This window comes from Streptomyces sp. NPDC055287 (assembly GCF_053646035.1).
In genome coordinates this window covers 54,780-78,888 of record NZ_JBSHNE010000025.1, presented here as the reverse complement: position 1 = coordinate 78,888, position 24,109 = coordinate 54,780, and the positions used below count along the sequence as shown (strand labels likewise).

Genomic DNA, 24,109 nt, shown 5'->3' with positions numbered 1-24,109 from the left:
AAAAGGGGACAAGAACATGAACCGCGGCACAGAGGGCAAACGCCGGTCGGTGACGATCCACGACGTGGCGCGCGAGGCGGGAGTCTCGCGCGGCACCGTCTCACGCGTCCTCAACGGCGGGCACTACGTCAGCCCGGCGGCGCAGACTGCCGTCAACAGCGCGATCCGCAAGACGGGTTACGTCGTCAACCGGCACGCCCGCTCGCTCATCACCGGCCGGTCCGACTCGGTGGCCTTCCTGCTGACCGAGCCACAGGAGCGCTTCTTCGAGGACCCCAACTTCAATGTGCTGCTGCGCTCCTGTACGCAGGCGCTGGCCGCCCAGGACATCCCGCTGCTGCTGATGATCGCTGGCACCGAGGCCGAACGCCGGCGCAACATGCGGTACATCGCGGCCGGCCATGTGGCCGGAGTGCTGCTGGTCTCCAGCCACTTCGGCGACCCCGTGGTGAGCGATCTGCATGCGGCGGGCGTCCCCGTGGTCGCCTGCGGCAAGCCGCTCGGGCAGAGCGCGAAGGTCAGTTACGTCGCGGCGGACGACCGGGACGGGGCGCGTGAGATAGTGCGCTATCTGTACGCCTCGGGGCGCCGGCGGATCGCCACCGTGACCGGCCCGCAAGACACCCCCGGCGGCGTCGAGCGTCTGGCCGGCTACCGCGAGACGCTCGCCGAATGCGGGCTGCCCGCCGACGACTCGCTGATCGCCACGGGCGACTACAGCCGGGCGAGCGGCGAGACGGCGGCCGAACTGCTGCTGAAACGGTCCCCGGACATCGACGCGGTGTTCGTGGCATCGGACCTGATGGCGCAGGGAGTACTCGACGCACTGGCGAGAGCCGGTCGGCGGGTCCCCGAGGACGTGGCCGTCGGCGGCTTCGACGACTCGCCGGCGGCGCTGTCGACACGCCCGCCGCTCACCACGATCCGTCAGCCCTGGGACCGGATCAGCAGCGAGATGGTGCGGATGCTGCTCGCCCGCATCAGGGGCGAGGAGTCGGCGGCCGTGATCCTTCCCACCGAGCTGGTGCGGCGGGAATCGGCCTGACCTGCCCGTCACGGCTCCGGCAGGGGAACCACCGGTAGTGGGTAGGTTGACATAGGTATCCGGCCCACCGGCGTGCTGTGCGTGATCGGCGCCGTCCTCTCGGCGGTCGGCGTACGACGTGCCCCGGAGGCCACCGCCCCTCGGTGACGGGCGAGGGGCCCGGGCCCGGCCCGGCGGCGGGCGCGCTCGCGGCCGGGCCCCATCCTGCGGCCGGACCGAGCGGCCGCTGTGACCATTGACCTGCTCGCGAGCATCGCCGTAGTGTGATGGAGCCAACACCGCTTATCGCTCATAAGGCGCAATATGGTCTCCACACGCACCGCTCGTCGCCGGTCCGGCGTCCTCGTCGGCTCAACCTTCTTGATCATGGCCCTCCCGTTCACGCTGTCGGCGTGCGCCTCCTCCAGCACTCCTCCGGCGGCGCAGCAGGCAGGCGAGCCGGTTCCCGTGTCCCTGGAGCTCAGCTCCTCGCTCACCGACGCGGTGGAGGATCAGGCCACGGCGCAGGATGCGGCGGCGCGCAAGGCCGCCGCCCGCGAGGCCGCCGAACCGCCCGGGCGTCCAGCTGAATCCGGGCGACCCGAATCCGCCACGGACAACGGGAAGCAATGCACGACGGACCCGGCCGACCGGGCGAACTGCCGCAACCCGAGCGGGAAGATCGATCCCAACGGCGGAGACGTGGACGGCGACGGCGTCTACGAGCAGCACGAGCCCGTCGGCCCCGGTTACAAGGATCCGCGCGCATACGACGGCGGCAAGACCTCCGGTGAGACGCAGTGCGAATGGCTCCGGTCTCAGGGCATTGCCTGCTGAGCACACCGGGGCCGCCGTCCGGCCGCGGTTACGGCGTGCGTTCCCCCGCCGTCCGGCTGCCGGGAATCCGGAACGGGCCGTCGGCGACATGCACGCCGAAGTCGGGGGTGCCGTCCGGCTTCCAGCCGAGCCGCTGGATGCGGGTGTGACGGTTGGGGTCGTGCAGGGGGTCGCCGCTGATCTCCTTGTACTGGCGGGCGTGGCAGACGAGAACGTCCGTGCGCCCGTCCTCGGCGACAGTGCACGGCGGGCATCGGGCCGGAGCTGTTCCGGGCCCATGACATCGAGTCCGACGACACCTCCTGCGTACGGATCACGACGACGGCCGGGCTCCCGGTCACCGTCGCCGTGACGCTCTGCGCCGAGCGGCGGCCGGGCGAGCCGTACGTAGTCGCCCACTGCGACCTGGGCCGCATCACCTTCTGGTACCGGCAGGACCGGCCCCGGTGGATCCGCTGGCCGCGCACAACGCCGCGAACCCCGGCAGCCCGCTGCGGGAGGGTGCGTGCTGGACTCCGGTCCTGCGCACCCGGGGCGACGCCCCGCGGATCGTCCCGGCACTGGTCACGGGGACGGCGGGCGCGCCTCACCGGCGCTGACTCCCCCGAGGCGGAGGCCTGGGGCAGAGGCGCGCCTCGGGCGGATTCCACCGTCGGAGGTGCGCCTCCGTGCCTGTGTGCGACGCCCCGTCAGGGCCTTGCGTTCGATGCCCCGTCAGGGCTTGATGATCAGCTTGCCCCGCGCGTGCCCCGCCTCGCTCAGCTGCTGTGCCCTCGCCGCGTCCGCCAGTGGGAAGACCTCGGCGATCCGGACGTCCAGCAGGCCTCCGGCGGCGAGCCGGGCGTGCTCGGCCAGTCCGGCCCGGATGGCGCGAGGCTCCGTCCCGCCCGCCGAGAAGAGCACTCCGTGCTCGGCGGCGTTCGAGTCGGCGATGGTGACGACACGGTCGGCGGCGCCGCCGAGCAGCTCGATGGACATCGGCAGGACGCCGTGCCCGGCCGCGTCGAAGACCGCGTCCACGCCGTCGGGGGCGGCCGCCCGCACCCGCTCGGCCAGGCCGTTCCCGTAGCGGACGGGGACCGCGCCGAGGAGACGCAGGTAGTCGTGGTTGGCCTCGGACGCCGTGCCGACGACCGTGACCCCGGCGGCCGTCGCGAGCTGCACCGCGACCGAACCCACGACACCCGCCGCGCCGTGCACCAGCAGTACTTCGCCGGACTTCACCCGCAGCTGGTCCAGGACCCGCCGGGCCGTCTCGCCCGCCACGGGCAGGGACGCCGCCCGTTCCCAGGACAGCCCGGCGGGCTTGGTCACGATGTGGCCGGCCAGTGCGTACTGTGCGTAGGCGCCCGTCGTCGTCCAGCCGAGGACCTCGTCACCGACCGTGGTGTGGGTGACGCCCTCGCCGACAGCGTCCACGATCCCGGCGAACTCCAGGCCCGGGACCGCCGGGAGCGTCGTCGGGTAGAACTCGTCCATCCATCCGTACCGGATCTTGTAGTCGACCGGGTTCACTCCGGCCGCCACCACCCTGACCCTGACCTGCCCCGCGCCGGGCTCCGGCTTCTTCACCCGTCCCCCGCTCAGGACTTCCGGGCCGCCGAACTTCTCGTAGACGATCGCTTCCATGACTGACTCCCCGCTGACGCCGATCGGTTGATGTCCAAAGCCTCCGCCGCCGGAAGGCCGGGGAGGACAGTCCTTTGGGACAGTCCGACCTGGCCGAAAGACCAGCCGTGCACGGAACGACCCTCGATACGCTGGCGGAATGGAGCTGACACTGACCGGGTCCGTGACCTTCCTGCCCTCGGCGCACACCACCGCCGCCGACGCGCGGGCCCTGACGCCCGGCGCCACCCCGCTGGCTGCCCTGACCGCCGGGTACGACATCATCCGCCAGCCGCTGGGTGAGATCCTGCCCCGGTTGTCGGCGACCCTGGCCGGGCTGATCCCGCATCTGGCAGCCGCCGAACTGTCCACGCACTGCGCGCACTCGCCCTTCAAGGCGGTCGGCGAGGCGGAGTTCGCCGCGCGGATCGGCGCCGCGGATCTGGAACCGCTCTTCGTCGCCGGCGTGCCCGGACAGCCCTGGCAGGGGACGGCCGGGATCGCCGGGGCCGAGCGGTCCGTGGTCGCCGTGACGACCGACGCGACACCGAGGGGTGCGGTCCTCGTTCTGGTACGCGACGACGACGCCCCGCCGGTGGACAAGAGCGCCCTCGCCGTCGCACAGGCCCTCTGGTCCCTGGTGACGAGCCACTTCGACCGGTTCGCCGCGGAGGCGACACCCGGCGCGCTGGCCCGCTCCCGCGCCGCCGCGGACACCCGGGCCCGTGTGATCGCCGAGCTGAGTGAGACGCACTCGGCCGCACTGACCGGACTGCTGGGGGTCCTGCGCAGCCGGAACCTCGACGACGCGGCCGCACGGGCCACCGCCACCGAGCTGGCCGTGACCGCGCTCATCGAGCTGCGGGCCGAGGCCGACCGGGACAAGGCGGTCGCCGAGGAACGGGTCGACGAGGCCTTCAGCCGGCTGGCGGACTCGCTGCGCACGCTGCTGCGCCACAGCCCCGTCCGGCTGGAGCTGGGGGCTCCCGATTCCGTACGCCGCGTGGCGGCCGATGTGGCGCACGCCGCGCGGGCGATCGTACGAGCGGTACTGCTGACCGTACTTGAGCAGGAGACGACGACCCGGGTCCATGTGGGCTGGCAGGTCACCGATCAGGAATTGCGGGCGACCGTACGGGACGACGGGCCGGGCGCGCTGTCCCGGTGCGAACTGGGCTCGGCACGCATCGCCGACCGGCTGGAGGTCCTGGGCGGGCGGCTGGACGTGGACGCGGTACCCGGCTGGGGAACGACGGTCACCGCGAGCATCCCCCTCACGACGCCCGACGTCCCTGCTTCGGCCGATCCGCTAAGTTCGCTGGGGGCGCGTGAACTCGAGGTGCTGGCGAGGCTGGCGCTCGGCCACCGCAATCGGGTGATCGCGCAGGAACTCCACATCAGCGAGTCCACGGTGAAGTTCCACGTCGCGAAGATCCTGACCAAACTGGGGGTCGCCTCGCGGGGCGAAGCTGCGGCCCTGTTCCACGCGGCCGCGTAGAACGGCGGCGCGGAACAAGGCCGTCCGGGCGATGGGCCGCCCAGCTGCGCTCGTATCAGCCGAAGGGGAGGGAGACGGCCGGTACCACCAACGTGCCCAACCCCGGACGCGCTTCGCCACGACGGCCGTGCCCGGGCGGGGCCGGACGCTCCCCGGCCTGCGCACCGCGGCGTGAAGGGCCGGCCTTGCGGTCGTCGGCTTGAGCGCCGGGCGGGCGGCCGGGACGGAAGTCGCCACCGCTGCGCCGCGGCACCGCCACCTCCTTCCGCTGGGGGTCGGCTTCGGCCGCGCGTTGTTTCTGCTGCTTCGGACGGGCCTTCTCCCCCGAAGGCGCTGCGGCCTCGCGTTCCTTCGCGTCGTCGGGTGGAGCGGGCGCGCAGGCCGGCACACCGCAACTCCCGTCGGCGGACGGCATGTCGGGGACGGCCTTGGCCGAAGGGGCGGCCGTCGCTGTGTTCGGCCCTGACCGGGGGGCGGCCGACGAGGAGTCGAGCACCCATTTCTGCTCGGCGGAGCTGTCGCGGATCTTGACCACCACATCGGCGCCGTTCTCCACCGAGGTGGGAACGACCGCGAGCCCTTCGCGCCAGCGGGGCAGCAGTTGGCCCTGCACCGTCAGGTCGTAACGCAGGTCGTCGACGCTCCCGGCCGCCGAAGGGTCCTCGCATCTGCCGAGGGCGGTCGCACCGTCGTCCGCCCGGGAGTCGAGGCAGAGTTCCAGGTCCGCGAGGCTGCGCAGCAGACCGTCGCTTCCGTACGACCACTGCTGGTTCTTCGCCGAGGAGCACTCCGCCATTCTCGTCCCGGCACCCGGCTTGGCCTCGCCGCGGAGGTCAAGGCACAGGTCCGTCGCGGCGTTGCGAAGCCTGCCATGCCCTGAGACGCCGGGAAATCCGGCGGAGGTGGCCGGCGGCGGCACGGCGGACGGCATCGGGGAGCCCGCGCCCGGAGATCCCTGCCTGCTGCCGGCCGCGCCCGCGGAGGCCGCGGGCACGGGGTCGGGGCCGTCGTCGGACCAGAGGCTGGTGGCGAGAACGGCAGAGAGAACGGCGGCCGATACGAGGCCGAGCCCGGTGAGCACGGGCTTCGAGGGTTTCCGGGGCGGTGTGAAGCGCTGAGCCGACGAGGCGGCTCGGGGCAGCAGACGGTGGCGTCCGCCTTCCGCGCGCCGGCCGCCCCGGCCGGCGAACCCGCCGGGAGTCGTCCCTGAGGCACCGCGCCCCGGCCGCGAGTCCAGGTAGCGCCGGGCGCCCCAGCCGAGTACGGCTTCGGTGAGCAGAACACCCACATCGCCCTCGCACAGGCTGAGTTGTTCGGCAGCGTGACGGCAATATCGGCACTCGAGCAGATGCTGGCGGACATCGGGCAGCAGAGCGCCGCCGCGGCGAATCGGAATGTCCAGAAGGCGATTGTAGAAACGGCATTCCGCGGTCGGCGCGAGTTCCCTGTGGGCCCGGACGCAGCCCTCCCGGAATTGCTCGCGCGCCTGCTCCAGCACGGCCGTCGCGGTGCCGTCGTCCACGGCCAGCAAGCCTGCCGGTACGGATAGGGGATCTGCTTCGACTTCGCTGTGCCACAGCAGACACTGAGCGGGCCCCGGGAGAGCCAGGAAAGAACGCTCGGCCAGCTCACGGCTTCCGGACGTCATGGATTTCGCGGTACGCATGCCGCGTCCCCCGGCCGATTTCTTCAGTTCCGGCAGGGCACCGGATATGCCGTCCTCGGCGGACCATGCCCTGACGGTGTCCCGGACGGTCACCAGGAGCCGGGGACGCAGCGCCTCGGGCGACGGCCGCCGACCGCGGCTCTCGAGCACCTGCCGGAAGGCCGCGGTGGTCGCCATCGACGCGACGTCCGCCGAGGAAGCGAGGCAGATGACCGCGTAGTCGTACGCCGGCTGCCAGTGGCGCGCCAGCAGCAGCGCGACGGGAAGGGCGGTCCCGCCCTCGGCCCGCTCCCACAATCGGGCGGCGAGGTTCTCGTCGGAGTCTCCGGGGGCGACAGCGGGACGAGGGGGGTACGAGGGACGAGGGGGGTGGGGCGAGTACAAGGAACCGATTCCTTCCAAGGCACCAGATGGACGGAACGCAGAATTTCTACCCACCGGAAAGGCAGTCCTCCGAAAGCGGTTCGCGCCAGGAGGTCCTCGGAAAAAAGCGTCAGTGGAGTACTTTCGAGGTCAGCCGGAACGAAACCACGGACGGTGAGAATGGTTTGGACCAATGCCTCTGCGTGAGGAAGTTCACCCTCGCACAAGTGACTGACGGGAAACAAGCGGCCTGAGTGACTTCCATTCAGCAGGAAAGCCGGTCCATGAGGTTACCCGCGGTACTCGCACCCACTTTCGAAATCCCTGGGGGAAACGGAGCCCCGGCGCCTCGTCGGCGCGGACGCGTGCGGCTGCCACCCGGCCCCGGCCGGGGGCAGGTGGCAGCCACAGATCAACGCGACGCCGGACGGCTCAGCGGGTCACCGCCCGAGCAGGCGCTTGGCCTTCTTGCCCTTGGCCGACTCGTCCAGCGTCTTCCAGAGCTTGGCCGAGCCGGTGTACGTGTAGACACCGGGAGCGCCCTGCTCCGCACAGCCGTCCCCGTACGACACGATGCCGATCTGGTAGACGCCCTGACGGCCCGGCAGCTTGCGGAACAGCGGACCGCCGCTGTCGCCCTGGCAGGAGTCCTTGCCCTCGACGCCGGCGCAGACATTGACCCCCTTGTCGTAACCGGGGTAGCTCGCCTTGCACTCGATGTGCGAAAGCACAGGCACGTTCACCGCACGCAGGCGGTCCGGGTACGACGGGATCTCCGTGTTGGTGTTGCCCCAGCCGGCGACCGTGGCCGACGCACCGGGCCGGATCAGAGCGTCGGTCCCCGCGGTCGGCAGGAGTACCGGGGCCGTCCCCCTGACCGGCTTGTCCAGCATCAGCAGCGCCATGTCGTACGCCTCTTTCCCCTTGGCGTACCGGGGGTGGACGACGATGTCGGCCACATTGCGCAGGGACCCCTGGCGCTTGTCCGACAGCACGGTACGGCCGACGGCCAGCTCGATGGTCTTCGCTTTGGTGCCTTCGACACAGTGCGCGGCAGTCATCACGACGTCCTGCGACAAGAGGCTGCCACCGCAGAACTGCCGGTCCACCGCGCTGCCCCTGCCCTTGTTCAGCAGCGCGGTCATGAACGGGTAGGAACCGTTGGGCTTTTCGACGCCACCGATGATGTAGGCGCTGGGCCGGTCGCCGCCCTTCGTCACCGGAGCCGCGGGGGCCGCGGGGGCCGCCTGGGCCGTACTCGCGGTCGATATGAAAAGGCCGAGGGCCGCGCCCGCCGCCACACCGGCGACGGTCAGCTGCCGGGAGCGATGGCGGGAGAATGGAATTCGCATGGGGGGTGTCTCCGATTCGGTGAAATGACACCACGGCAGCCCACAGGGACTTATGGAGGAGCCGGCAGCCCCGTCAATAAGCCTGCGTAGGCGTGGTGTTATGACGCCGGCTCACATTAGAAGCATCTGTGTGAGCACGTCAAAGAAAGGGAGCACAATTCCACCAATGGCGACTTCCATTCTGCTGCCCGCATATCGTCCCTGCTTCTCTCAGACGGAAAAAGGAGCGACCAGGTTCACTCGCCCCCGCGACTTCTTCCGAGGGTCGCCCGTCCGCGTTCGACAGGTGCCGGCCGGTCCGGAGCCCGGGGGAGAACGAAGGTGAGATCCGAACAGGCTCGACCGGCATCTGTCCCCCGCACGCCTCACGCGATTGAATGTGAGCCCTGAACGGCTCGCCCAGCAGCCACCGCGTCCGCGACTCGCGGCTCGCGGCTCGCCCGGCGTATGCGGGAGGTGTAGAAAGAGGTCATGGCCGGACGCAACGGCCGCCCGCGCTCGGTTTTGCGGATGCGAACTGTCGCTGGTCAGGTCTTTCTCCTGCAGGTGGCAATCGTCGTGCTGCTCGTCGCCAGCGCCATGGCCGTACTCGTGCTGCAGTCCCGGAGCGACAGCGAACGAGAGGCCCGCAACCGATCGGTCGCCGTGGCCGAGACCTTCGCCAGTTCACCCGGTGTCGAGGCGGCCCTGAAGAGTCCAGACCCGACCGCGGAACTGCAAGCGCCGGCCGAGCAGGCCCGTCAACGCTCGGGGGTCGACTTCATCGTCGTACTCGACCGGGACGGGATTCGCTATACGCACCCCCTGCCCGACCGGATCGGGAAGAAGTTCGTCGGGAACCTCGAACCGGCGCTGTCCGGCCAGGTCGTGACCGAGAAGATCACCGGGACCATCGGCCCGCTCGTGCAGGCCCAGGTGCCCGTCACCGCCCGCGACGGCTCGGTCATCGGGGTGGTGTCCGCCGGCATCACCATCGAGAAGGTCAGCGGTGTCGTCGAGGAGCAGATCCCCCTGCTGTTCGGGGCCGCGGCGGCGGTGCTGCTCCTCGCCACGGGCGGCACGGCCCTGGTGAGCAGACGACTGCGCCGCCAGACGCGCGGCCTGGGCCCTGCCGAGATGACCCGGATGTACGAGCATCACGACGCGGTCCTGCACGCCGTACGGGAGGGCGTGCTCATCGTCGGGGGCGACGGCCGGCTGCTGCTCGCCAACGACGAGGCGCGCCGGCTGCTCGGGCTGCCGAACGAGGTGGAGGGGCTCCACGTCTTCGACCTGGGGCTCGATCCGGAGACCGCCGGGCTGCTGGCCTCGGGCCGGAACGTCACGGACGAGGTCCTTCCGGTCGGAGACCGCCTGCTCGCCGTCAACCAGCGGACCACGGACCAGCACGGCGGGCCGGCCGGCAGCGTCGCGACGCTGCGGGACACCACCGAGCTCCAGGCCCTCACCGGACGGGCCGATGTGGCGCGGGGGCGCCTGAAGCTGCTGTACGACGCCGGTACGGAGATCGGCACCACTCTGGACGTGGTGCGCACGTGCGAAGAGCTGACGGAGTTCGCGGTGGGCCGTTTCGCCGACTACGCCACCGTCGATCTGGTGGAGGCCGTACTGCGCAGTGAGGAGCCGACCGCCACGGGCACAAGCACGGGACCGGGCGTGGACCTGCGCCGGGTCGCCTTCAGCGGTATCCAACAAGGCACATCGCTCTACCCCCTCGGCAAGACGATCCGCTTTGTGCCGTCCACCCCGGTCGGGTTCAGCCTCGGCAAGGGCGAGGCGGTCCTCCAGGCGCATCTGGCGCAGTTCGCCGGCTGGCAGGAGCAGGATCCGGAACGCGCCCGACAACTCGTCGAGCACGGCATCCACTCGATGATCGCGGTACCGCTGCGCGCCCGAGGCGTCATTCTGGGCCTGGCGATCTTCTGGCGCTCGGAGAAGCCGGAGCCCTTCGAGGAGGAGGATCTCTCCGTCGCCGAGGAACTGGTCGCCCGCGCCGCGGTGAGCGTCGACAACGCCCGCCGCTACACGCGCGAGCACACCATGGCGGTGACGCTCCAGCGCAGCCTGCTGCCCCGCGGCCTACCGGAGCAGAACGCCGTCGACGTCGCCTACCGGTATCTGCCCGCCCAGGCCGGACTCGGCGGCCTCGGGGGCGTCGGCGGGGACTGGTTCGACATCATCCCGCTCCCGGGGGCCCGCGTGGCGCTCGTCGTGGGCGACGTCGTCGGCCACGGGCTCCACGCCGCCGCCACGATGGGCCGGCTGCGCACCGCGGTACACAACTTCTCCACCCTGGACCTGCCTCCCGACGAGCTCCTGTGGCACCTCGACGAGCTGGTCGCCCGCATCGACCAGGACGAGACCGGCGACAACGCGGACGCGGGCGTCACCGGAGCCACCTGTCTGTACGCGATCTACGATCCGGTGACCGGGCACTGCACGATGGCGCGGGCCGGCCACCTCCAGCCGGCGATCGTCCATCCGGACGGCACAACGGTCTTCGCCGATGTCCCCGGCGGACCTCCCCTCGGGCTCGGCGGGCTGCCCTTCGAAACGCTGGACATGCGGTTGCCGGAGAACAGCCGTCTGGTCCTGTACACCGACGGGCTCGTCGAGGACCGGGACCGGGACATCGACGAGGGGCTGGCGCTCCTGCGCCGCACGCTGGGCGAGCACGCCGGCCGGACGCCGGAAGAGATTTGCGAGGAGGTGCTCGGCGCCCTGCTGCCCGTGCGCCAGCGCGACGACATCGCGCTGCTCGTCAGCCGTACGCGGGTCCTCGACTCCAGCCGGGTGGCCGACTGGGACGTGCCGCCCGACCCGTCGGCCGTGGCCGAGGTACGGGCGGCTGTCACCCGCAAGCTGGCCGAGTGGGATCTGGTGGAGGAGGCGTTCACCACCGAGCTGATTCTCAGCGAGCTGGTCACCAACGCCATCCGTTACGCGGCGGGTCCCATCCGCGTACGGATCATTCGTGATCGCAGCCTGATCTGCGAGGTCTCGGACGGCAGCAGCACCTCTCCGCACCTGCGGCAGGCGGCGAACACGGACGAGGGCGGCCGGGGCCTGTTCCTCGTCGCGCAGTTCGCCGACCGCTGGGGAACCCGGTACACCGCGGACGGCAAGGTCATCTGGACGGAGCAGCCGATGCCGGACGGCCAGCCGCCGCCGGACTTCCCGTAGGGCAGGGGCAGGATGCCCGGTCAGTCCCGGTCGCGCACCGCCACGATGCCGTTGAAGACGCCGGTGTACGCGGTGCCGTCCGGGCCGATGGTGACCGGCGCCCAGTTGTTGTCGTACGCCGGGCCCGTGCCGGTGAGCTGCCTCCAGCGGATCTTGCCGGTACGGAAGTCGACGGCCGTCAGGTACCAGGCGTCGATACCGAGCCTGTTCGGCTCCTTCGCGTAGAAGTAGAGCAGTCCGTTGGCGGTGGAGAGCTTGGGGACGGTGGACGGCGACCGTACGTCGCTCTCCCAGACGGTGTCGCAGCCACTGCCGTTCTCGCGTACGTCGATGCGGGTGGCGCCGCCGATGACGCTGCGTCCGAGCAGCAGCGACGACGGGTTCTCGTAGCCGTAGTTGTTCTCGACGACGAGGCTGTTGCCCCAGCTGATGAGGGAGTTGTCCGTGGTGGACCTTCCGGCGGCGAAGACCGGTATTTTGCAGACCAGCCGGTCGTTCGCGGGAACGTCAGCGGCGCGCCGGTAGACGAGGACGTTCATCCGTTCGTCGGCGTTGTCGGTGATCGCCACGTAGCCGTCGCCGAACAGGTCGGGGGTGGTGCCCGATCCCTGGTTGACGGAGCCGGGCTTGGTGCCCGTTCCCCGGTCGTACGTCTGGCGCCACCGCACCCGGGGTGTGCCGTCGGCGTCGGTGCGGAAGCTGTAGAGGGCGTGGTCCGAGACGATCGAGACGCCGTCCTCGGCGACCGAGAAGGAGTTCTGGATCTCCTCCCCTTCGAGCCGGACGGCGCGGATACGGGACGTCCCGGGGTCCACCGTGCCGACGCGGCCGAGCCGGGTCACCCACCAGATGCGGCCCTGCCAGTCGGGCATCACGGAGGTGACGGGGTCGCACGTGCCGCTGGGGTAGAGGTTCGTCCACGTCACGCAGTCGTGCGGGACATGAGCGGTGAGGTCCCAGTCGTCCTCGACGACAAAGCGCCAACTGCCGTCCGCCGCACGCTCGTGCGCGATCCGCAGAATGTGCTGGCGCGAGTCGGCGAGTACCACGCTGTCCTGGTTGTCGAGGTAGAAGTAGGCACCGCCGGACGTGTCCTTGAAGATCTTCTCGAAGTCGAGCCGGGTGACGGCCTCCACGGTCGACGAGCGCTGCGGCAGCCGGTACTCGGCGAGGGTGGCGAGGGTGCGCGGGTGCAGCAGTTTGAGCCGGAAGCCCTGGAAGGTGCCGCAGACGGTGATCAGGCGGCCCGCGGCGTCGAAGGTGGCGGTCGCGCACTCGCCGCCCAGCGCCGCGATCTTCTCGCTGGTGACCTGCGGGTCGCGTCCCAGCGGGCCGGAGTACGGGTGGGTGCCGCTGCCCGCCGCGTCAGCGTGCATGCCGCTGCGGCCGTTGGGGGCGAGGAACGGGTGCTGAGGGGGCGCGTCGCCGGGAACCGGCTGGGCGGTGGCCGGCTCGCCCTCGTACGCGCTGACGAGCCGGTGGCCGGGCGCCTTGGGTATCTCCTCGGCGCGGACGACGCCGGCGGGCAGGACCGCCGGGACGACGAGGGCGAGGGCGAGGGCCAGGACACGGGCGTGCGCTCTGCAGGACCGGGACATCGGGCTCCTTGAATGGGGGTCGCGCCGCCGCCCGACGCTAGAGCCGACCCCTTGAAGTGTCCATGGAATCCCACACCGTTTCATCGCCCTGCCATGCGCGCGCAATGTCGCGGCGCGCGGACGCGGTGGTCATGGCCTGAGGCCGCCGACCACGTCGGCGGTGGCGGCGATGCCGTTCTGGATGGTCGGCCCCATGCTCGTACCGGCCAGGAAGAATCCGAGCAGGGCGCAGACCAGCGCGTGCGAGACCTTCAGTCCTCCGTTACGCAGGAAGATCACCGCGAGAATCAGCAGGAGCAGCACCAACGAGATCGAAATGGCCATGGTCAACCTCCTCCGCCGCGCCTGAATAGCGGCATTCGGCCGTCAGTCTGGCGTAACGGAGGGCCCGTACGGGCGGAAGACGTGTCCGCCGTACGGGTGTTGACTGGTTGTGATGACCGAGGGGATGTCCGGTTACGCGTCGTGCGTACGGAGGAAGCGCTCCAGACCGACGAGGTCGTCGGTGTTGATGTGGTCCACGTCCGCGGCGAGCAGCTCGGCCCAGACGGCGTCGCGCGCCGGTCCCGGCAGGTCGGGTGTGGCCCAGAAACGGACCCGCCGGCCGCTCCGGTGGGCGGCGCGGACGAGGTCGTGCAGCTTCGCTCGTTCGGCCGCCGGGAACGGCCCGACGCCCTGCCAGGTGAAGCTGTGCGTCCAGTTGCTGCTGATCAGCGGGATGAAGGAGGCGGGCGCCGGGTCCGCGGCGGCGAGGTCGTCGAGGCGCCCGTCGTAGAAGGCGTGGCGCACCCGCTGCGCCTCCATGGGGACGCGGGCGGCGCGGTCGCCGGAGATGACGGGGGTCACCGCCCCGGGGCGGACGTGGCCGTGCGCGTACGTGCTCAGCATCCGGCGGTGGCGGCGCAGTTGGCGGTGCAGTTCGAGATAGGCGGCCGCTCCGTCGTTCTTGATGTCGATGAGCAGTTGCACGGGGCGGTGGTGTCCGCGGTACACACACCCGTGGTTGGCCCCGACCCTCGCCGCGAGCGGGCCCAGGTAGAGCGATTCGAGAGTGCGGGAGGGATCGAGGTCGACCGGGTCGTGCGCGACGAGGAGCTGTCCGCCGACGAGGAAGATGTCCGCCTCGACGCTCGTGAAGCCGTGCGAGAGGGCGTCGTGGAGGGGGCGCTCGTGCTCGTAGTCGTTGTGCGCGTGGGCGCGGCGCAGCGGCCTGCGGCCGGACTGCGGGCCGGAATCGCGCCCGGCGGCGTGGGCGTGCGCGGGAACGGCGGCGGCTCCCGCGAGGGCGGCGGCCAGGGTGGTGACGACTCTGCGGCGGGTGGGCGCGGCGACGGCCATGGTGCCTCCGGATGCGTACGGGGTGTTCGGGACTCCGGCGAGTATCCGCTCCGTACCGGCCCAATGGGCAGGGCCACGACAAGAGTTCGGCCACCTGTCGCCGGTGGTTCAGGACCGCCGGCGACAGGGGCGGCCGAGACGTCGGCGGGGCGCCCAGGGGGTCGCCTCGAGGGCTCAAACGGCCGCGATGTCCTCCCAGCGGACCGTACGGTCGCACCAGCGCTCCAGGAGGACGCGGTCGTGGCCGACGGCCAGCAGGCCCGCGCCGTGCTCGCGCCGGTACTCCTCGACCACCGCGACCAGGGCCGCCGTCGTCGACGCGTCCAGCATCGCCGTCATCTCGTCGCACACCAGCCAGCGCGGTCGCAGCACCAGCGCCCGGGCCAGGCAGGCGCGTTGCAGCTGACCGTCGCTCACTTCGTGCGGTCGCCGGCCGAGGAGGTCTTCGCCGAGCCCCACGGTCCGGGACAGCTCGCCCACGGTGGCTGCCGGCTCGTCGCGCCGTCCGGTGGCGCGCAGCGGTTCCGCGATGAGGTCGCGCAGGCGCAGCCGGGGATCGGCGGACAGCCGGGGCTGCTGGAAGACCACGCCGATCGCGGTGCGCTGTTCGCGCGGGGCGCGGTGGCGCCAGCCGGTGACGGCGCGGCCGTCGAGGGTGACGGTGCCGGCGTCGGGGCGGTGCAGCAGGGCGGCGACCTTGGCGAGCGTCGACTTGCCGCAGCCGCTCGGCCCGAGGAGGCCGACCGATTCGCCGGGTGCGACGGTGAGGTGCGCGTTCCGCACGACGGGCTTCCCGCGTTCGTAGCCGGCGGTGATCGCGTCGAGTTCAAGCACGGGTATGCCCTTCGGCCGTCGGGTGGTGGCATGCGACGCCGTCCGTCAACTCGGGCCGCAGGGCGCAGGTCTCCGTGGCGTAGGTGCAGCGGGCGGCGAAGGCGCATCCGGGGGGCAGGTCGCCGAGCTCGGGCGGCATGCCGGGAACCGGCGTGAAAGCGCGCTCGGGAAGGGCGTCGAGCAGCCCGCGGGCGTACGGGTGCCGGGGGCCGGTCCTCCCGAAGAAACGTGTCGCGTCGGTGAGTTCGACGATCCGTCCGGCGTACATCACCGCGACACGGTCGGCGATGCGCTCGGCTGCCGCGAGGTCGTGGGTGATCACCAGGAGGGCGTGGCCGTCGTCGACGTGCCGGCGCAGTTCGTCGACGGTGCGGTCGACGAGGTCGCGGTCGAGGCCGGTGGTCGGCTCGTCCGCGAGCAGCAACGGCGCGTCGCCGACGAGGGCGAGGGCGGTCGCGGCGCGCTGGGCGAGTCCGCCGGACAGCTCGTGCGGGTAGCGGTCGAGATGGTCCACCGGGAACGCCGCCCGCCCGGCCGCCTCGCGGGCCGCCTCGCGCACGTCGTGCTTGCGCGCACCGGTCAGCTCGCGCAGCGTCTCTTCGAGCTGCGCTCCGACGGTCCGTACGGGCGTGAGGTGCGCGGCGGGACTCTGCGGTACGAGTCCGATACGGCGTCCCCGCACCGTACGCGCCAGCGTGCGTTCGTCGGCGGTGAGCAGATCGACGTCACCCAGGAGCGCGGAACCAGCGGTCTGGGCGTTGCCCGGGAGCAGCCCCAGCAGCGCCGAGGCGAGCACGGACTTGCCGCACCCGCTCTCGCCGACGAGCGCGAGGCACTCCCCCGCAGCCAGGTCGAAGCTCGCGTCGGCGACGGCGGCGATGTGCCGCCCGCCGCGCATCCGGAACCGTACGGACAGCCCCCGCACGGACAACAGGGGCGTCCCGGACGCGCCTTTGCGCACGGAACGGGCAGCTCCGTCCGCCGCGTTGCGCGTGTTCCCGGGAACGGACTCGGACGCGACACGGGAACGCCCCGAAGCCGCTCCCGCGCCGTGCGGGCCGGTTGCCCGTTCCGGGGAACCGCCGGCACGGGACGCGTTCTCGTGCGGCGCCGGAGCGACCGTTACGGCCGCTTCCGTGGCAGGCGCGCAGACCGCGGTACGGGCCGGCGCGGCGGCGGCCGGATCGGTGGCCGAGGGAGCCGGGCCGGTGTTCCTGGGCGTCGTCACAGCATCAGCTCCGATCGGCGGCGCGGGTTGATCCGTTCCCGCCAGGCGCCCGCGAGGCCGGCGATGGCGAGGGTGGGGACGATCAGGAGGAGGCCCGGGAAGAGAGTGGGCCACCAGTCACCGGCGAGCAGCGAACTGCGCGCCGACTGGACCAGGTTGCCCAGGCTCGCCTGGTGCGTCGGCAGGCCGAGGCCCAGGAACGAGAGCGCCGACTCGTGCCACATCGCGTGCGGAATCATCAGTACGGCGGCGAGCCCCGCCTGGGGCAGCACTCCGGGCAGCAGGTGCCGTACGGCGACCCGCCACCGCGACGCGCCGCCCGAGACCGCCGCGTCGATGTACGGGCGCGAGCGCAGCGACAGCACCTCGGAGCGCACGATGCGGGCGGTGGACAGCCAGTGGGTCAGCGCCACCGACACGATCACCGGCCACACTCCCGGCCGGAACATCGCGACGATGAAGATGCCGAGCAGCAGATGCGGTACGGACGAGAACGTGTCCACGAGCCGCATCACCATCCGGTCCGTCCAGCCGCCGAACGCCGCTGCCGCCGCCCCCACCGCCGTACCGATGAACGTGGCGACGAGCGCCGCCACGAGCCCGACCATGAGGGAGACGCGCAGCCCGTACACGCAGCGCAGCAGCAGGTCGCGCCCGACGTCGTCCGTACCGAAGGGGTGCGCCAGGGACGGCGGCCGGAGCTTCATCGACAAGTCGACGGCCTGCTGGTCGAGGCCGGCCAGCGGCGGTACGACGAGAACCGCGAGCACCACCGCCGCGACGACGACAGCCGAGGTGCGGACGCGTACCGTGCGCGTCGAGCGACGGGTGCGCCCGTGCGAGCGCCACACGTGGGCCTCGGAGGCGAATTCAGCCATCGAAGCCCACCCTGGGGTCGGCGAGTCCGTACAGCAGGTCGGAGAGGAGGTTCCCGACGAGGACCGCGGCCGTGGCGAGGACCGTGAGAGCCGCCAGCAGGGGGAAGTCCACCGACGTCGCCGCCTGTACCGTCGCCGCCGCGATGCCCGGCCAGCTGAAGACCGTCTCGACGAGCAGCGCACCGGTGATGAGTTCGGGCACGCGCGAGCCGATGAGCGTGAGTGTCGGCAGCATCCCGGAGCGCAGGGCGTGGCCGAGGAGCACGGTGCGTTCGTTGAGCCCACGCGCGCGTGCACCCCGTACGGGGTCCTCTTCCAGCGCGTCGGCGACGCCCTGGCGCACGTAGAGGAGGAACCAGGGAAGCTGCGATACGCCGAGAACGGCCGCCGGCAGCACCACGTGTGCGGCGACCTGCCCGAACGTCACCACATCGCTGTCGGTGTCGGTCAGACCGCCCGCGGGCAGCACGCCCAGCTCCAGCGCGAAGAACCACATGGCGAGCAGGCCCAGCCAGAAGGCGGGCGCCGCTTCCAGGGTGTACGCAGCCGAGGTGACGGTCCGGTCCAGCCAGCCGCCCTGGCGGCGCGCGGCCAGGACACCCAGCGACGTACCGAGCAGGATCGCGACGAGGAACGCGGTGACGGCGAGCAGCACGGACCAGCCGAGGCGTTCGGCGATGACGTCGGTCACCGGCTGGCGCATCACACTGGAGTCGCCGAGGTCACCGGTGAGAGCGGAAGTCAGCCAGTGCCACCAGCGTTCGACGAGCGGCTGGTCGACGCCGAGGTTGGCGCGGAGCTGGTCGAGGTTCTCCTGCGAGGCGGTGAGGCCCGCGGTGCCCGCGTAGGCCTTGACGGGGTCGAAGGGCGAGGCGGCGGCGACGGCGAACACGCCGAAGGTCACCACCAGCAGGACGGGGGCGGCGAACAGGGTCCGCCGCCCCGCCATCCTCGCCATCGGCCCCCAGGGAAGCTTCCGGCTCGGGTGGGGCTGTGTCACTTCTTCGGCGTCCAGTCCTCGACGTTCCACCACGGGCCGGATGCCAGGCCGTGGTCGTGCGGCTCGGTCTGCGTCGTCAGCCCGGACCACTCGTCGTCGACGACGTACAGGTGGTCGATGTGGGTGAGGAAGGTGTAGCCGGGGTTCTTCGCGAGCTCGCGCTGGATGGTGTCGTACGCGGCCCTGCGGTCGGCCTTCTCGCCGCTCTCGCGGCCTTCCTTGAGCGCCTTGTCGACGGCCGGATTGTCGTACCAGGCCATGTTGTTGAAGGCGTCGCCCGCGAGGGACGACTGGAGCAGTGTGTACTGGTCGAAGTCGGGGTCGCCGGGAGCGCCGCCGCCCGCGAGCACGGCGTCGTGCTTCATGCGCGGCATGATGACCTCCCAGGTGCCGGCCTGGGTCTTGATGTCGATGCCGGCCTTCTTCGCGTCGGACGCGTAGGCGAGGGCGTGGTCCTGGCGGAGCTTGTCGCCGGAGAGGTACCAGAGCGGGAACTGCGCTCGTACGCCGTTCTTGACCCGGATGCCGTCGGCGCCGGACTTCCAGCCCGCCTCGTCCAGGATCTTCTTCGCCCTGGCGACGTCGTGCGTGCGCTCGGTGCCCTTGGCGAACCAGGGGCTGTCCGTCGGCACCGGACCGTAGGCCGGCTTGCCCGCGCCTTCGAGGATCTTGTCGACCATGGCCCGGCGGTCGACGGCGACATCGAGGGCCCGCCGTACATCCGTGTCGCCCGCGACCTTGTTGTGCGTCGGCAGGGTGACGGTGCGGTAGTCGAAGGACCTGGCGGCGTACGTCGTCCTGTCGTTGTCGTCCTTGAAGGTCTTGGCGAGGTTGGGCGGCAGGATGGCGCCGTCGAGGTCGCCGGTGCGCAGGCGCGTGGCGCGCACGTCGTCGTCCTTGATGACCGCCATGGTGAACCTCTTCACCTTGGGCGCGCCGCCCCAGTAACCGGGGTTGGCCTTGAAGCTGAGCTTCTCGCCCTTCGACCAGCCGGTGAGGATGTACGGTCCGGTGCCGACCGGCTTCGTCGTGAAGGAGCCGCTGTTGACGTCCTGGCGGCCGGCGACGTGCTCGGGAGCGATCGGAAGGACGGTGCGCTCGGCGAACGGCGCGTACGGGTACTTGAGCGTGAAGACGACCTTGTGGTCCCCCTCCGCCCGGACGTCCCCGACCGCGTCGAGTTCCGTCCTGGAGGCATTGTTGGTCTTCTTGTCGAGGATGGTGCTGTAGGTGAAGACCACGTCCTTCGACGTGAAGGGCTTGCCGTCGCTGAACTTCACGCCTTCACGCAGGGTGTACGTGTAGGTGCGGCCGTCGTCGGAGACTTCGGGCAGCCCGGAGGCGAGCGCCGGCCGGAGGTTCATCTCGTCGTCGAAGGTGAGGAGCCCGTCGAAGATCTTGGAGTTGCCGTCCTTGCCGTACCCGAGGAGCGGGCTGAGCGTCTCGGGCTCGTACGCGATGCCGACGACCGCGGAATCCCCCGCGCCGTGACCGGCGGCGCCGCCGCTCGCGCCCGGCTTCGAGCAGGCCGCCGCGGTGATGGCCAGTGTTCCGGCCAGCGTCGCGGCGGCCGCCCCACGTATCGATCGGGACAGCATGGCTCTCCACACCCCTAAACAAGATCAACAGTTATTGCGAACTGGTCGCAATTAAACCGCATGTAAAGGGGTGCGTGATCCACTGACCCTTACCGGGCCAGGTCGGGCGGCCCTAGCCGGGCGACGGCAGCCCGACGAGTTCCGCCACCGCCTCCGTGTGCCTGCCGGGCGCGCCCAACGCGATCGAGTCGGCCTTGGCGCGCTTGAGGTACAGATGCGCGGGGTGTTCCCAGGTCATGCCGATGCCGCCGTGCAGCTGTACGCACTCCTCCGCCGCGTGCACGGCGACCCTCGAGCAGTACGCCTGCGCGACCGCCACCGCGAGGGGCGCGTCCTCGCTGCCGGTGGCCAGGGCGTCGGCGGCGTTGCGGGCGGCGGCCCGCGCCGAGACGACCTCCAGCCACAGCTGCGCCATGCGGTGCTTGAGCGCCTGGAAGGAACCGACCGGGCGGTTGAACTGCTTGCGGTCGCGCGTGTACCGGACGACCTCCTCCAGGCACCACTCGGCGAGCCCCAGTTGCTCCGAGGCGAGCAGCCCGGCCCCGGCGAGCAGGCCGCGCCGTACAGGAGCCGCCGCCGAGCCGGCGAGCCGGCGGCCGCGGGCGCCGTCGAGGGTGACGGTGGCGAGCGGCCGGGTCAGGTCGAGCGGCGTCAGCGACTCGACGGTGACGCCGGGCGCCCCGGTCTCCACCGCGTACAGCCCGTCCTCGGCCGGTACGAGCAGGACCTTGGCGGCGGCCGCGTCGGCGACGCCGGTGATACGCCCGACGAGAGAGCCGCCCTCCGCCCTTACCCCGCCCGGCAGTTGGGCAGAGGGAGCGGAGGACAGCGGAACGGCGAGCACCACGACCGTACGGCCGCCGGCGAGCGCGCCGAGGAGTTCCGCGACCGCTGCACCCTCGGAGTGCTCGGTGCCGCAGCCCAGCAGCGTCTCGGCGGCGACGACCGCGCCGGTGAGGTACGGGGTGGGGGCGACGCTGCGTCCCAGCTCCTCCAGCACCACCGCGGCCTCGCGGTGCGTGGCGCCCTGACCGCCGAGCTTCTCGGGCACGAGGAGCCCGGCCAGGCCCATGTCGGTGGCCAGCGAGGCCCACAGCCGGGGGTCGTACGGCGTGTCCGACTCCGCGCGGGTGAGGACGGCCGCGGCGTCGCAGCGGTCGGCGAGGAGTGAGCGTACGGCCGCGCGCAGGTCGTCCTCGGCCTCGGAGTACAGCAGATCGGGCTGAGCGGTCTGTGCTGTCATCGGGAGAGGTCCTTCCAGGCGATGTCCTTGTCGCTGCGCGGCTCGGACGGCAGACCGAGCACGCGTTCCGCGACGATGTTGAGCAGCACCTCGCTCGTACCGCCCTCGATGCTGTTGCCCTTGGAGCGCAGGTAGCGGTAGCCGGCGTCGCGGCCGGTGAAGTCGACGAGTTCGGGACGGCACATGGTCCAGTCGTCGTACAACAGCCCTTCCTCACCGCGCAGTTCCACCTCCAGGCCGCTGATCTCCTGGTTGAGGCGGGCGAAGGCCAGCTTCATGCCCGAGCCCTCCGGGCCCGGCTGTCCGGCCACGAGCTGCTGGCGCAGCCGCTCGCCCGCGAGGCGGGCGACCTCGGCCTCGACCCACAGGTCCAGCAGGCGCTGGTGCAGGTCGTGGGTGCGCAGTTCGGGACGCTCGCGCCAGGTCTTCGCGACCGTGCCGATCATGCCGCCCTCGCGCGGGATGCGGGAGCCGCCGATCGAGACGCGCTCGTTCATGAGCGTGGTCTGCGCGACCTTCCAGCCCTCGCCGACCGCGCCGAGGCGCCGGCTGTCGGGGATGCGTACGCCGGTGAGGAAGACCTCGTTGAACTCGGCCTCGCCGGTGATCTGGCGCAGCGGCCTGACCTCGACGCCCGGATCGGTCATGTCGCACACGAAGTAGGTGATGCCCTGGTGCTTGGGCAGATCCGGGTCGGTACGGGCGATGAGGATCGCCCAGCGCGCCACATGGGCACTGGAGGTCCACACCTTCTGCCCGTCGACGACCCAGCCGTCACCCTCACGCACCGCGCGCGTGCCGAGCGCCGCGAGGTCCGAGCCCGCGCCCGGCTCGCTGAACAGCTGGCACCACACCTCCTCGCCGACCCACAGGGGCCGCAGCAGGGTCCGCTTCTGCTCCTCCGTACCGAAACGCAGGATGGTCGGTGCGGCCATGCCGAGACCGATGCCGATGCGCCGCGGGTCGTTGTCGGGCGCCCCGGCCGCCGCCAGCTCGGTGTCCACGACGGCCTGGAGGGAGCGGGGCACGCCGAGGCCGCCGAGGCCCATGGGGTAGTGCACCCAGGCGAGTCCGGCGTCGAAGCGCGCCTTGAGGAAGTCCGTACGGTCCGTGCCGGCCGGCGGGTGGGCGGCCAGCAACTCCCGCGTCAGGCTTCGTACTTCCGCCGCGTCCGTCATCGGGCCACCCCCTCGGGTACGACGACCACGCGGCCCGTGGTCGTTCCGTCGGCGACGCGCTGGACGGCGTCCGCCGCGTCCTTCATGGCGACGCGCTCGCTGACCAGCGGCTTGATGGCGCCCTCGGCGGCCAGTGCGGTCAGCTCCTCGTGGCAGGCGAGGATCGCGGCGGGGTCCATGGTGTTGTAGAGGCCCCAGTGGAGGCCGACGATCGAGTAGTTCTTCACCAGCGCGTGATTGAGCGCCGGCGAGGGGATCGAGCCGCTCGCGAAGCCGACGACGACGACGCGCCCCTCGAAGGCCACACACTTGACCGACTTGGCGTACGCGTCGCCTCCCACCGGGTCGTAGACGACGTCCGCGCCCCGCCCGCCGGTGGCTTCCTTGACCTTGGCGACGATGTCCTCACTGCGCCGGTCGATGACCAGGTCGCAGCCCAGCTCCCGGGCGATACGGGCCTTCTCGGGGCCGCCGACGACGCCGATGACAGTGGCGCCCGCCGCCTTGCCGAGCTGTACGGCGGCGCTGCCGACGCCGCCCGCCGCCGCGTGCACCAGCAGGGTCTCCCCCGCCCGGATGCGCGCCCGGCGGTGCAGGCCGAACCAGCCTGTCTGGTATCCGATGTGCAGGGCCGCCGCCTCGGCGTCGTCCAACGACTCGGGTGCGGGAAGCACCGCGGCCGCGTCCACGACGACGTATTCCGCGAAACCGCCGTGCGGCAGCGCCGGGTTGGCGATCACACGGCGGCCGTCCTCGGTCTCGCCGCAGATCTCCACGCCCGGGGTGAAGGGCAGCGGCGGCCGTACCTGGTACTGGCCGCGGCACAGCAGGGCGTCGGGAAAGTTGATGTTCGCGGCGCGCACCCTCAGCAGGAGCTGCCCCTCGCCGGGGGTCGGCTTCTCGACCTCGTCGAGCCGCATCACCTCGCCGGGCTCGCCGTTCTCGTGCACTCGCCATGCCTGCATCCGAGATCCTCCACAACACCGTAGGCAGTACCACGCTCGGCGCATACTAAGCGGTCGCTTGCCTTGAGGGGAACAGTCCCGGGGCATCTCGGCCACGACGCCGCCACTAGCCGGCCCCGGCCAGGCCTCTTCAGCCCGGCTTCGGCCTGGCCCGTACGTGCATCCGCTCCCCCTGCGGTCCGAAGAGACTCAGGAACTCGGCGGGCCCGTCCCCCACGGTGCCGAACCAGTGCGGCACCCGCGTGTCGAACTCCACCGCCTCACCGGGTCCGATCTCCAGATCGTGCGGGCCGAGCACCACCCGCAGCCTGCCCGACAGGACGTACAGCCACTCATAGCCCTCGTGCGTACGCGGCTCGGGGTTCTCGCCCGAGTGCCGGTAGATCACTTTGAAGGCCTGGAGGCCGCCCGGCTGACGGGTCAGCGGCAGATACGTCTGCCCGCCCCGCTCGATCGGCTTCGTCCGCACCCTCGGGTCCCCCACCGGAGGCGCGCCCACCAGTTCATCGAGCGGCACCTGGTGGGCGCGGGCGATGGGCAGCAGCAGTTCCAGGCTCGGTTTGCGGCCCCCGGACTCCAGTCGGGACAAGGTGCTCACCGAGATCCCGGTCGCCTGGGAGAGGGCCGCGAGCGTGGCTCCGCGCTCCTTACGGAGCTTGCGCAGGCGCGGACCCACGCCGTTCAGTACGCCGTCGAGATCCTGCTCTTCATCCATGAG

Annotated in this window: 20 protein-coding genes and 2 pseudogenes; 6 read left to right on the top strand and 16 right to left on the bottom strand. The window is 71.5% G+C overall.

Annotation, left to right across the window (positions count from 1 at the left end; translation table 11 throughout):
• Positions 1-16 precede the first annotated feature (16 nt).
• Both ACWIHY_RS29175 and ACWIHY_RS29170 read left to right on the top strand, forming a co-directional pair.
• Entirely contained in the window at positions 17-1,045 is a 1,029-nt protein-coding gene (locus ACWIHY_RS29175) for a LacI family DNA-binding transcriptional regulator (RefSeq protein WP_454378829.1), read from the top strand.
• Between the two features lie 366 nt (positions 1,046-1,411).
• On the top strand, positions 1,412-1,861 hold the full coding sequence (locus ACWIHY_RS29170; RefSeq protein WP_454378827.1) for a hypothetical protein: 450 nt from the start codon (positions 1,412-1,414) through the stop codon (positions 1,859-1,861).
• 28 nt (positions 1,862-1,889) lie between these two features.
• Here ACWIHY_RS29170 and ACWIHY_RS29165 read toward each other — a convergent pair.
• A pseudogene (locus ACWIHY_RS29165) lies at positions 1,890-2,150 on the bottom strand (hypothetical protein); the annotation flags it as partial.
• Between ACWIHY_RS29165 and ACWIHY_RS29160 the strand changes: the two are divergent.
• Positions 2,114-2,302, top strand: a pseudogene (locus ACWIHY_RS29160) (gfo/Idh/MocA family oxidoreductase); the annotation flags it as partial. The pseudogenes ACWIHY_RS29165 and ACWIHY_RS29160 overlap by 37 nt on opposite strands.
• Positions 2,303-2,307: 5 nt before the next feature.
• On the top strand, positions 2,308-2,460 hold the full coding sequence (locus ACWIHY_RS29155) for a hypothetical protein (RefSeq protein ID WP_454378825.1): 153 nt from the start codon (positions 2,308-2,310) through the stop codon (positions 2,458-2,460).
• A 115-nt stretch (positions 2,461-2,575) separates the two neighbouring features.
• Here ACWIHY_RS29155 and ACWIHY_RS29150 read toward each other — a convergent pair whose 3' ends face one another.
• A complete protein-coding gene (locus ACWIHY_RS29150; RefSeq protein ID WP_454378824.1) occupies positions 2,576-3,490 on the bottom strand; it encodes an NADP-dependent oxidoreductase in 915 nt (304 codons plus the stop codon).
• Positions 3,491-3,629: 139 nt separating this feature from the next.
• Between ACWIHY_RS29150 and ACWIHY_RS29145 the strand changes: the two genes are divergently transcribed.
• Positions 3,630-4,967 (top strand): LuxR C-terminal-related transcriptional regulator, encoded by a 1,338-nt coding sequence (locus ACWIHY_RS29145; protein ID WP_454378823.1) that lies wholly within the window; start codon positions 3,630-3,632, stop codon positions 4,965-4,967.
• Positions 4,968-5,022: 55 nt separating this feature from the next.
• Here ACWIHY_RS29145 and ACWIHY_RS29140 read toward each other — a convergent pair whose 3' ends face one another.
• Both ACWIHY_RS29140 and ACWIHY_RS29135 read right to left on the bottom strand, forming a co-directional pair.
• Complete coding sequence (locus ACWIHY_RS29140; RefSeq protein WP_454378821.1) at positions 5,023-7,017, bottom strand: ricin-type beta-trefoil lectin domain protein; 1,995 nt, start codon at positions 7,015-7,017, stop codon at positions 5,023-5,025.
• 419 nt (positions 7,018-7,436) lie between these two features.
• Positions 7,437-8,348 carry a S1 family peptidase gene (locus tag ACWIHY_RS29135; RefSeq protein WP_454378819.1) on the bottom strand — a complete coding sequence of 304 codons (912 nt, stop codon included), beginning with the start codon at positions 8,346-8,348 and terminating at the stop codon, positions 7,437-7,439.
• Positions 8,349-8,819: 471 nt separating this feature from the next.
• Between ACWIHY_RS29135 and ACWIHY_RS29130 the strand changes: the two genes are divergently transcribed.
• The gene (locus ACWIHY_RS29130; protein ID WP_454378817.1) at positions 8,820-11,531 is read left to right on the top strand and encodes a SpoIIE family protein phosphatase; all 2,712 of its coding nucleotides are present in this window, start codon (positions 8,820-8,822) and stop codon (positions 11,529-11,531) included.
• A gap of 20 nt (positions 11,532-11,551) precedes the next feature.
• On the opposite strand, the gene ACWIHY_RS29125 is transcribed toward ACWIHY_RS29130, so the two are convergent.
• From ACWIHY_RS29125 to ACWIHY_RS29070, 12 genes are all read right to left on the bottom strand, one after another.
• Positions 11,552-13,129 carry a hypothetical protein gene (locus tag ACWIHY_RS29125; RefSeq protein ID WP_454378816.1) on the bottom strand — a complete coding sequence of 526 codons (1,578 nt, stop codon included), beginning with the start codon at positions 13,127-13,129 and terminating at the stop codon, positions 11,552-11,554.
• A gap of 129 nt (positions 13,130-13,258) precedes the next feature.
• On the bottom strand, positions 13,259-13,453 hold the full coding sequence (locus tag ACWIHY_RS29120; RefSeq protein WP_454378815.1) for a hypothetical protein: 195 nt from the start codon (positions 13,451-13,453) through the stop codon (positions 13,259-13,261).
• Between the two features lie 132 nt (positions 13,454-13,585).
• Positions 13,586-14,467 (bottom strand): phosphatidylinositol-specific phospholipase C/glycerophosphodiester phosphodiesterase family protein, encoded by an 882-nt coding sequence (locus ACWIHY_RS29115; protein ID WP_454378813.1) that lies wholly within the window; start codon positions 14,465-14,467, stop codon positions 13,586-13,588.
• A gap of 174 nt (positions 14,468-14,641) precedes the next feature.
• Entirely contained in the window at positions 14,642-15,301 is a 660-nt protein-coding gene (locus ACWIHY_RS29110; protein WP_454378811.1) for an ABC transporter ATP-binding protein, read from the bottom strand.
• Complete coding sequence (locus ACWIHY_RS29105) at positions 15,294-16,199, bottom strand: ABC transporter ATP-binding protein (protein WP_454378847.1); 906 nt, start codon at positions 16,197-16,199, stop codon at positions 15,294-15,296. Before ACWIHY_RS29105 ends, ACWIHY_RS29110 begins: the two co-directional genes overlap by 8 nt.
• A gap of 326 nt (positions 16,200-16,525) precedes the next feature.
• Complete coding sequence (locus ACWIHY_RS29100) at positions 16,526-17,407, bottom strand: ABC transporter permease (RefSeq protein WP_454378809.1); 882 nt, start codon at positions 17,405-17,407, stop codon at positions 16,526-16,528.
• Positions 17,400-18,365, bottom strand: a complete 966-nt coding sequence (locus ACWIHY_RS29095; RefSeq protein ID WP_454378808.1) for an ABC transporter permease — start codon at positions 18,363-18,365, stop codon at positions 17,400-17,402. Before ACWIHY_RS29095 ends, ACWIHY_RS29100 begins: the two co-directional genes overlap by 8 nt.
• 38 nt (positions 18,366-18,403) lie before the next feature.
• Positions 18,404-20,005, bottom strand: a complete 1,602-nt coding sequence (locus ACWIHY_RS29090) for an ABC transporter substrate-binding protein (RefSeq protein WP_454378806.1) — start codon at positions 20,003-20,005, stop codon at positions 18,404-18,406.
• 112 nt (positions 20,006-20,117) lie between these two features.
• Complete coding sequence (locus ACWIHY_RS29085; RefSeq protein ID WP_454378804.1) at positions 20,118-21,248, bottom strand: acyl-CoA dehydrogenase family protein; 1,131 nt, start codon at positions 21,246-21,248, stop codon at positions 20,118-20,120.
• On the bottom strand, positions 21,245-22,426 hold the full coding sequence (locus tag ACWIHY_RS29080; RefSeq protein ID WP_454378802.1) for an acyl-CoA dehydrogenase family protein: 1,182 nt from the start codon (positions 22,424-22,426) through the stop codon (positions 21,245-21,247). Before ACWIHY_RS29080 ends, ACWIHY_RS29085 begins: the two co-directional genes overlap by 4 nt.
• Positions 22,423-23,391, bottom strand: coding sequence for an NADPH:quinone oxidoreductase family protein (locus ACWIHY_RS29075; RefSeq protein WP_454378800.1), 969 nt, complete (start codon positions 23,389-23,391; stop codon positions 22,423-22,425). Before ACWIHY_RS29075 ends, ACWIHY_RS29080 begins: the two co-directional genes overlap by 4 nt.
• Positions 23,392-23,521: 130 nt before the next feature.
• A complete protein-coding gene (locus ACWIHY_RS29070) occupies positions 23,522-24,106 on the bottom strand; it encodes a helix-turn-helix domain-containing protein (RefSeq protein WP_454378798.1) in 585 nt (194 codons plus the stop codon).
• Positions 24,107-24,109: the final 3 nt, after the last annotated feature.

Bases quoted from the DNA above. Each gene is read 5' to 3' on its own strand.
- ACWIHY_RS29175 (WP_454378829.1), top strand. From the start codon at position 17: ATGAACCGCGGCACAGAGGGCAAACGCCGGTCGGTGACGATCCACGAC.
- ACWIHY_RS29170 (WP_454378827.1), top strand. From the start codon at position 1,412: ATGGCCCTCCCGTTCACGCTGTCGGCGTGCGCCTCCTCCAGCACTCCT.
- ACWIHY_RS29150 (WP_454378824.1), bottom strand. From the start codon at position 3,490: ATGGAAGCGATCGTCTACGAGAAGTTCGGCGGCCCGGAAGTCCTGAGC.
- ACWIHY_RS29145 (WP_454378823.1), top strand. From the start codon at position 3,630: ATGGAGCTGACACTGACCGGGTCCGTGACCTTCCTGCCCTCGGCGCAC.
- ACWIHY_RS29135 (WP_454378819.1), bottom strand. From the start codon at position 8,348: ATGCGAATTCCATTCTCCCGCCATCGCTCCCGGCAGCTGACCGTCGCC.
- ACWIHY_RS29130 (WP_454378817.1), top strand. From the start codon at position 8,820: ATGGCCGGACGCAACGGCCGCCCGCGCTCGGTTTTGCGGATGCGAACT.
- ACWIHY_RS29125 (WP_454378816.1), bottom strand. From the start codon at position 13,129: ATGTCCCGGTCCTGCAGAGCGCACGCCCGTGTCCTGGCCCTCGCCCTC.
- ACWIHY_RS29120 (WP_454378815.1), bottom strand. From the start codon at position 13,453: ATGGCCATTTCGATCTCGTTGGTGCTGCTCCTGCTGATTCTCGCGGTG.
- ACWIHY_RS29115 (WP_454378813.1), bottom strand. From the start codon at position 14,467: ATGGCCGTCGCCGCGCCCACCCGCCGCAGAGTCGTCACCACCCTGGCC.
- ACWIHY_RS29105 (WP_454378847.1), bottom strand. From the start codon at position 16,199: ATGCGCGGCGGGCGGCACATCGCCGCCGTCGCCGACGCGAGCTTCGAC.
- ACWIHY_RS29100 (WP_454378809.1), bottom strand. From the start codon at position 17,407: ATGGCTGAATTCGCCTCCGAGGCCCACGTGTGGCGCTCGCACGGGCGC.
- ACWIHY_RS29095 (WP_454378808.1), bottom strand. From the start codon at position 18,365: ATGGCGAGGATGGCGGGGCGGCGGACCCTGTTCGCCGCCCCCGTCCTG.
- ACWIHY_RS29090 (WP_454378806.1), bottom strand. From the start codon at position 20,005: ATGCTGTCCCGATCGATACGTGGGGCGGCCGCCGCGACGCTGGCCGGA.
- ACWIHY_RS29085 (WP_454378804.1), bottom strand. From the start codon at position 21,248: ATGACAGCACAGACCGCTCAGCCCGATCTGCTGTACTCCGAGGCCGAG.
- ACWIHY_RS29080 (WP_454378802.1), bottom strand. From the start codon at position 22,426: ATGACGGACGCGGCGGAAGTACGAAGCCTGACGCGGGAGTTGCTGGCC.
- ACWIHY_RS29075 (WP_454378800.1), bottom strand. From the start codon at position 23,391: ATGCAGGCATGGCGAGTGCACGAGAACGGCGAGCCCGGCGAGGTGATG.
- ACWIHY_RS29070 (WP_454378798.1), bottom strand. From the start codon at position 24,106: ATGGATGAAGAGCAGGATCTCGACGGCGTACTGAACGGCGTGGGTCCG.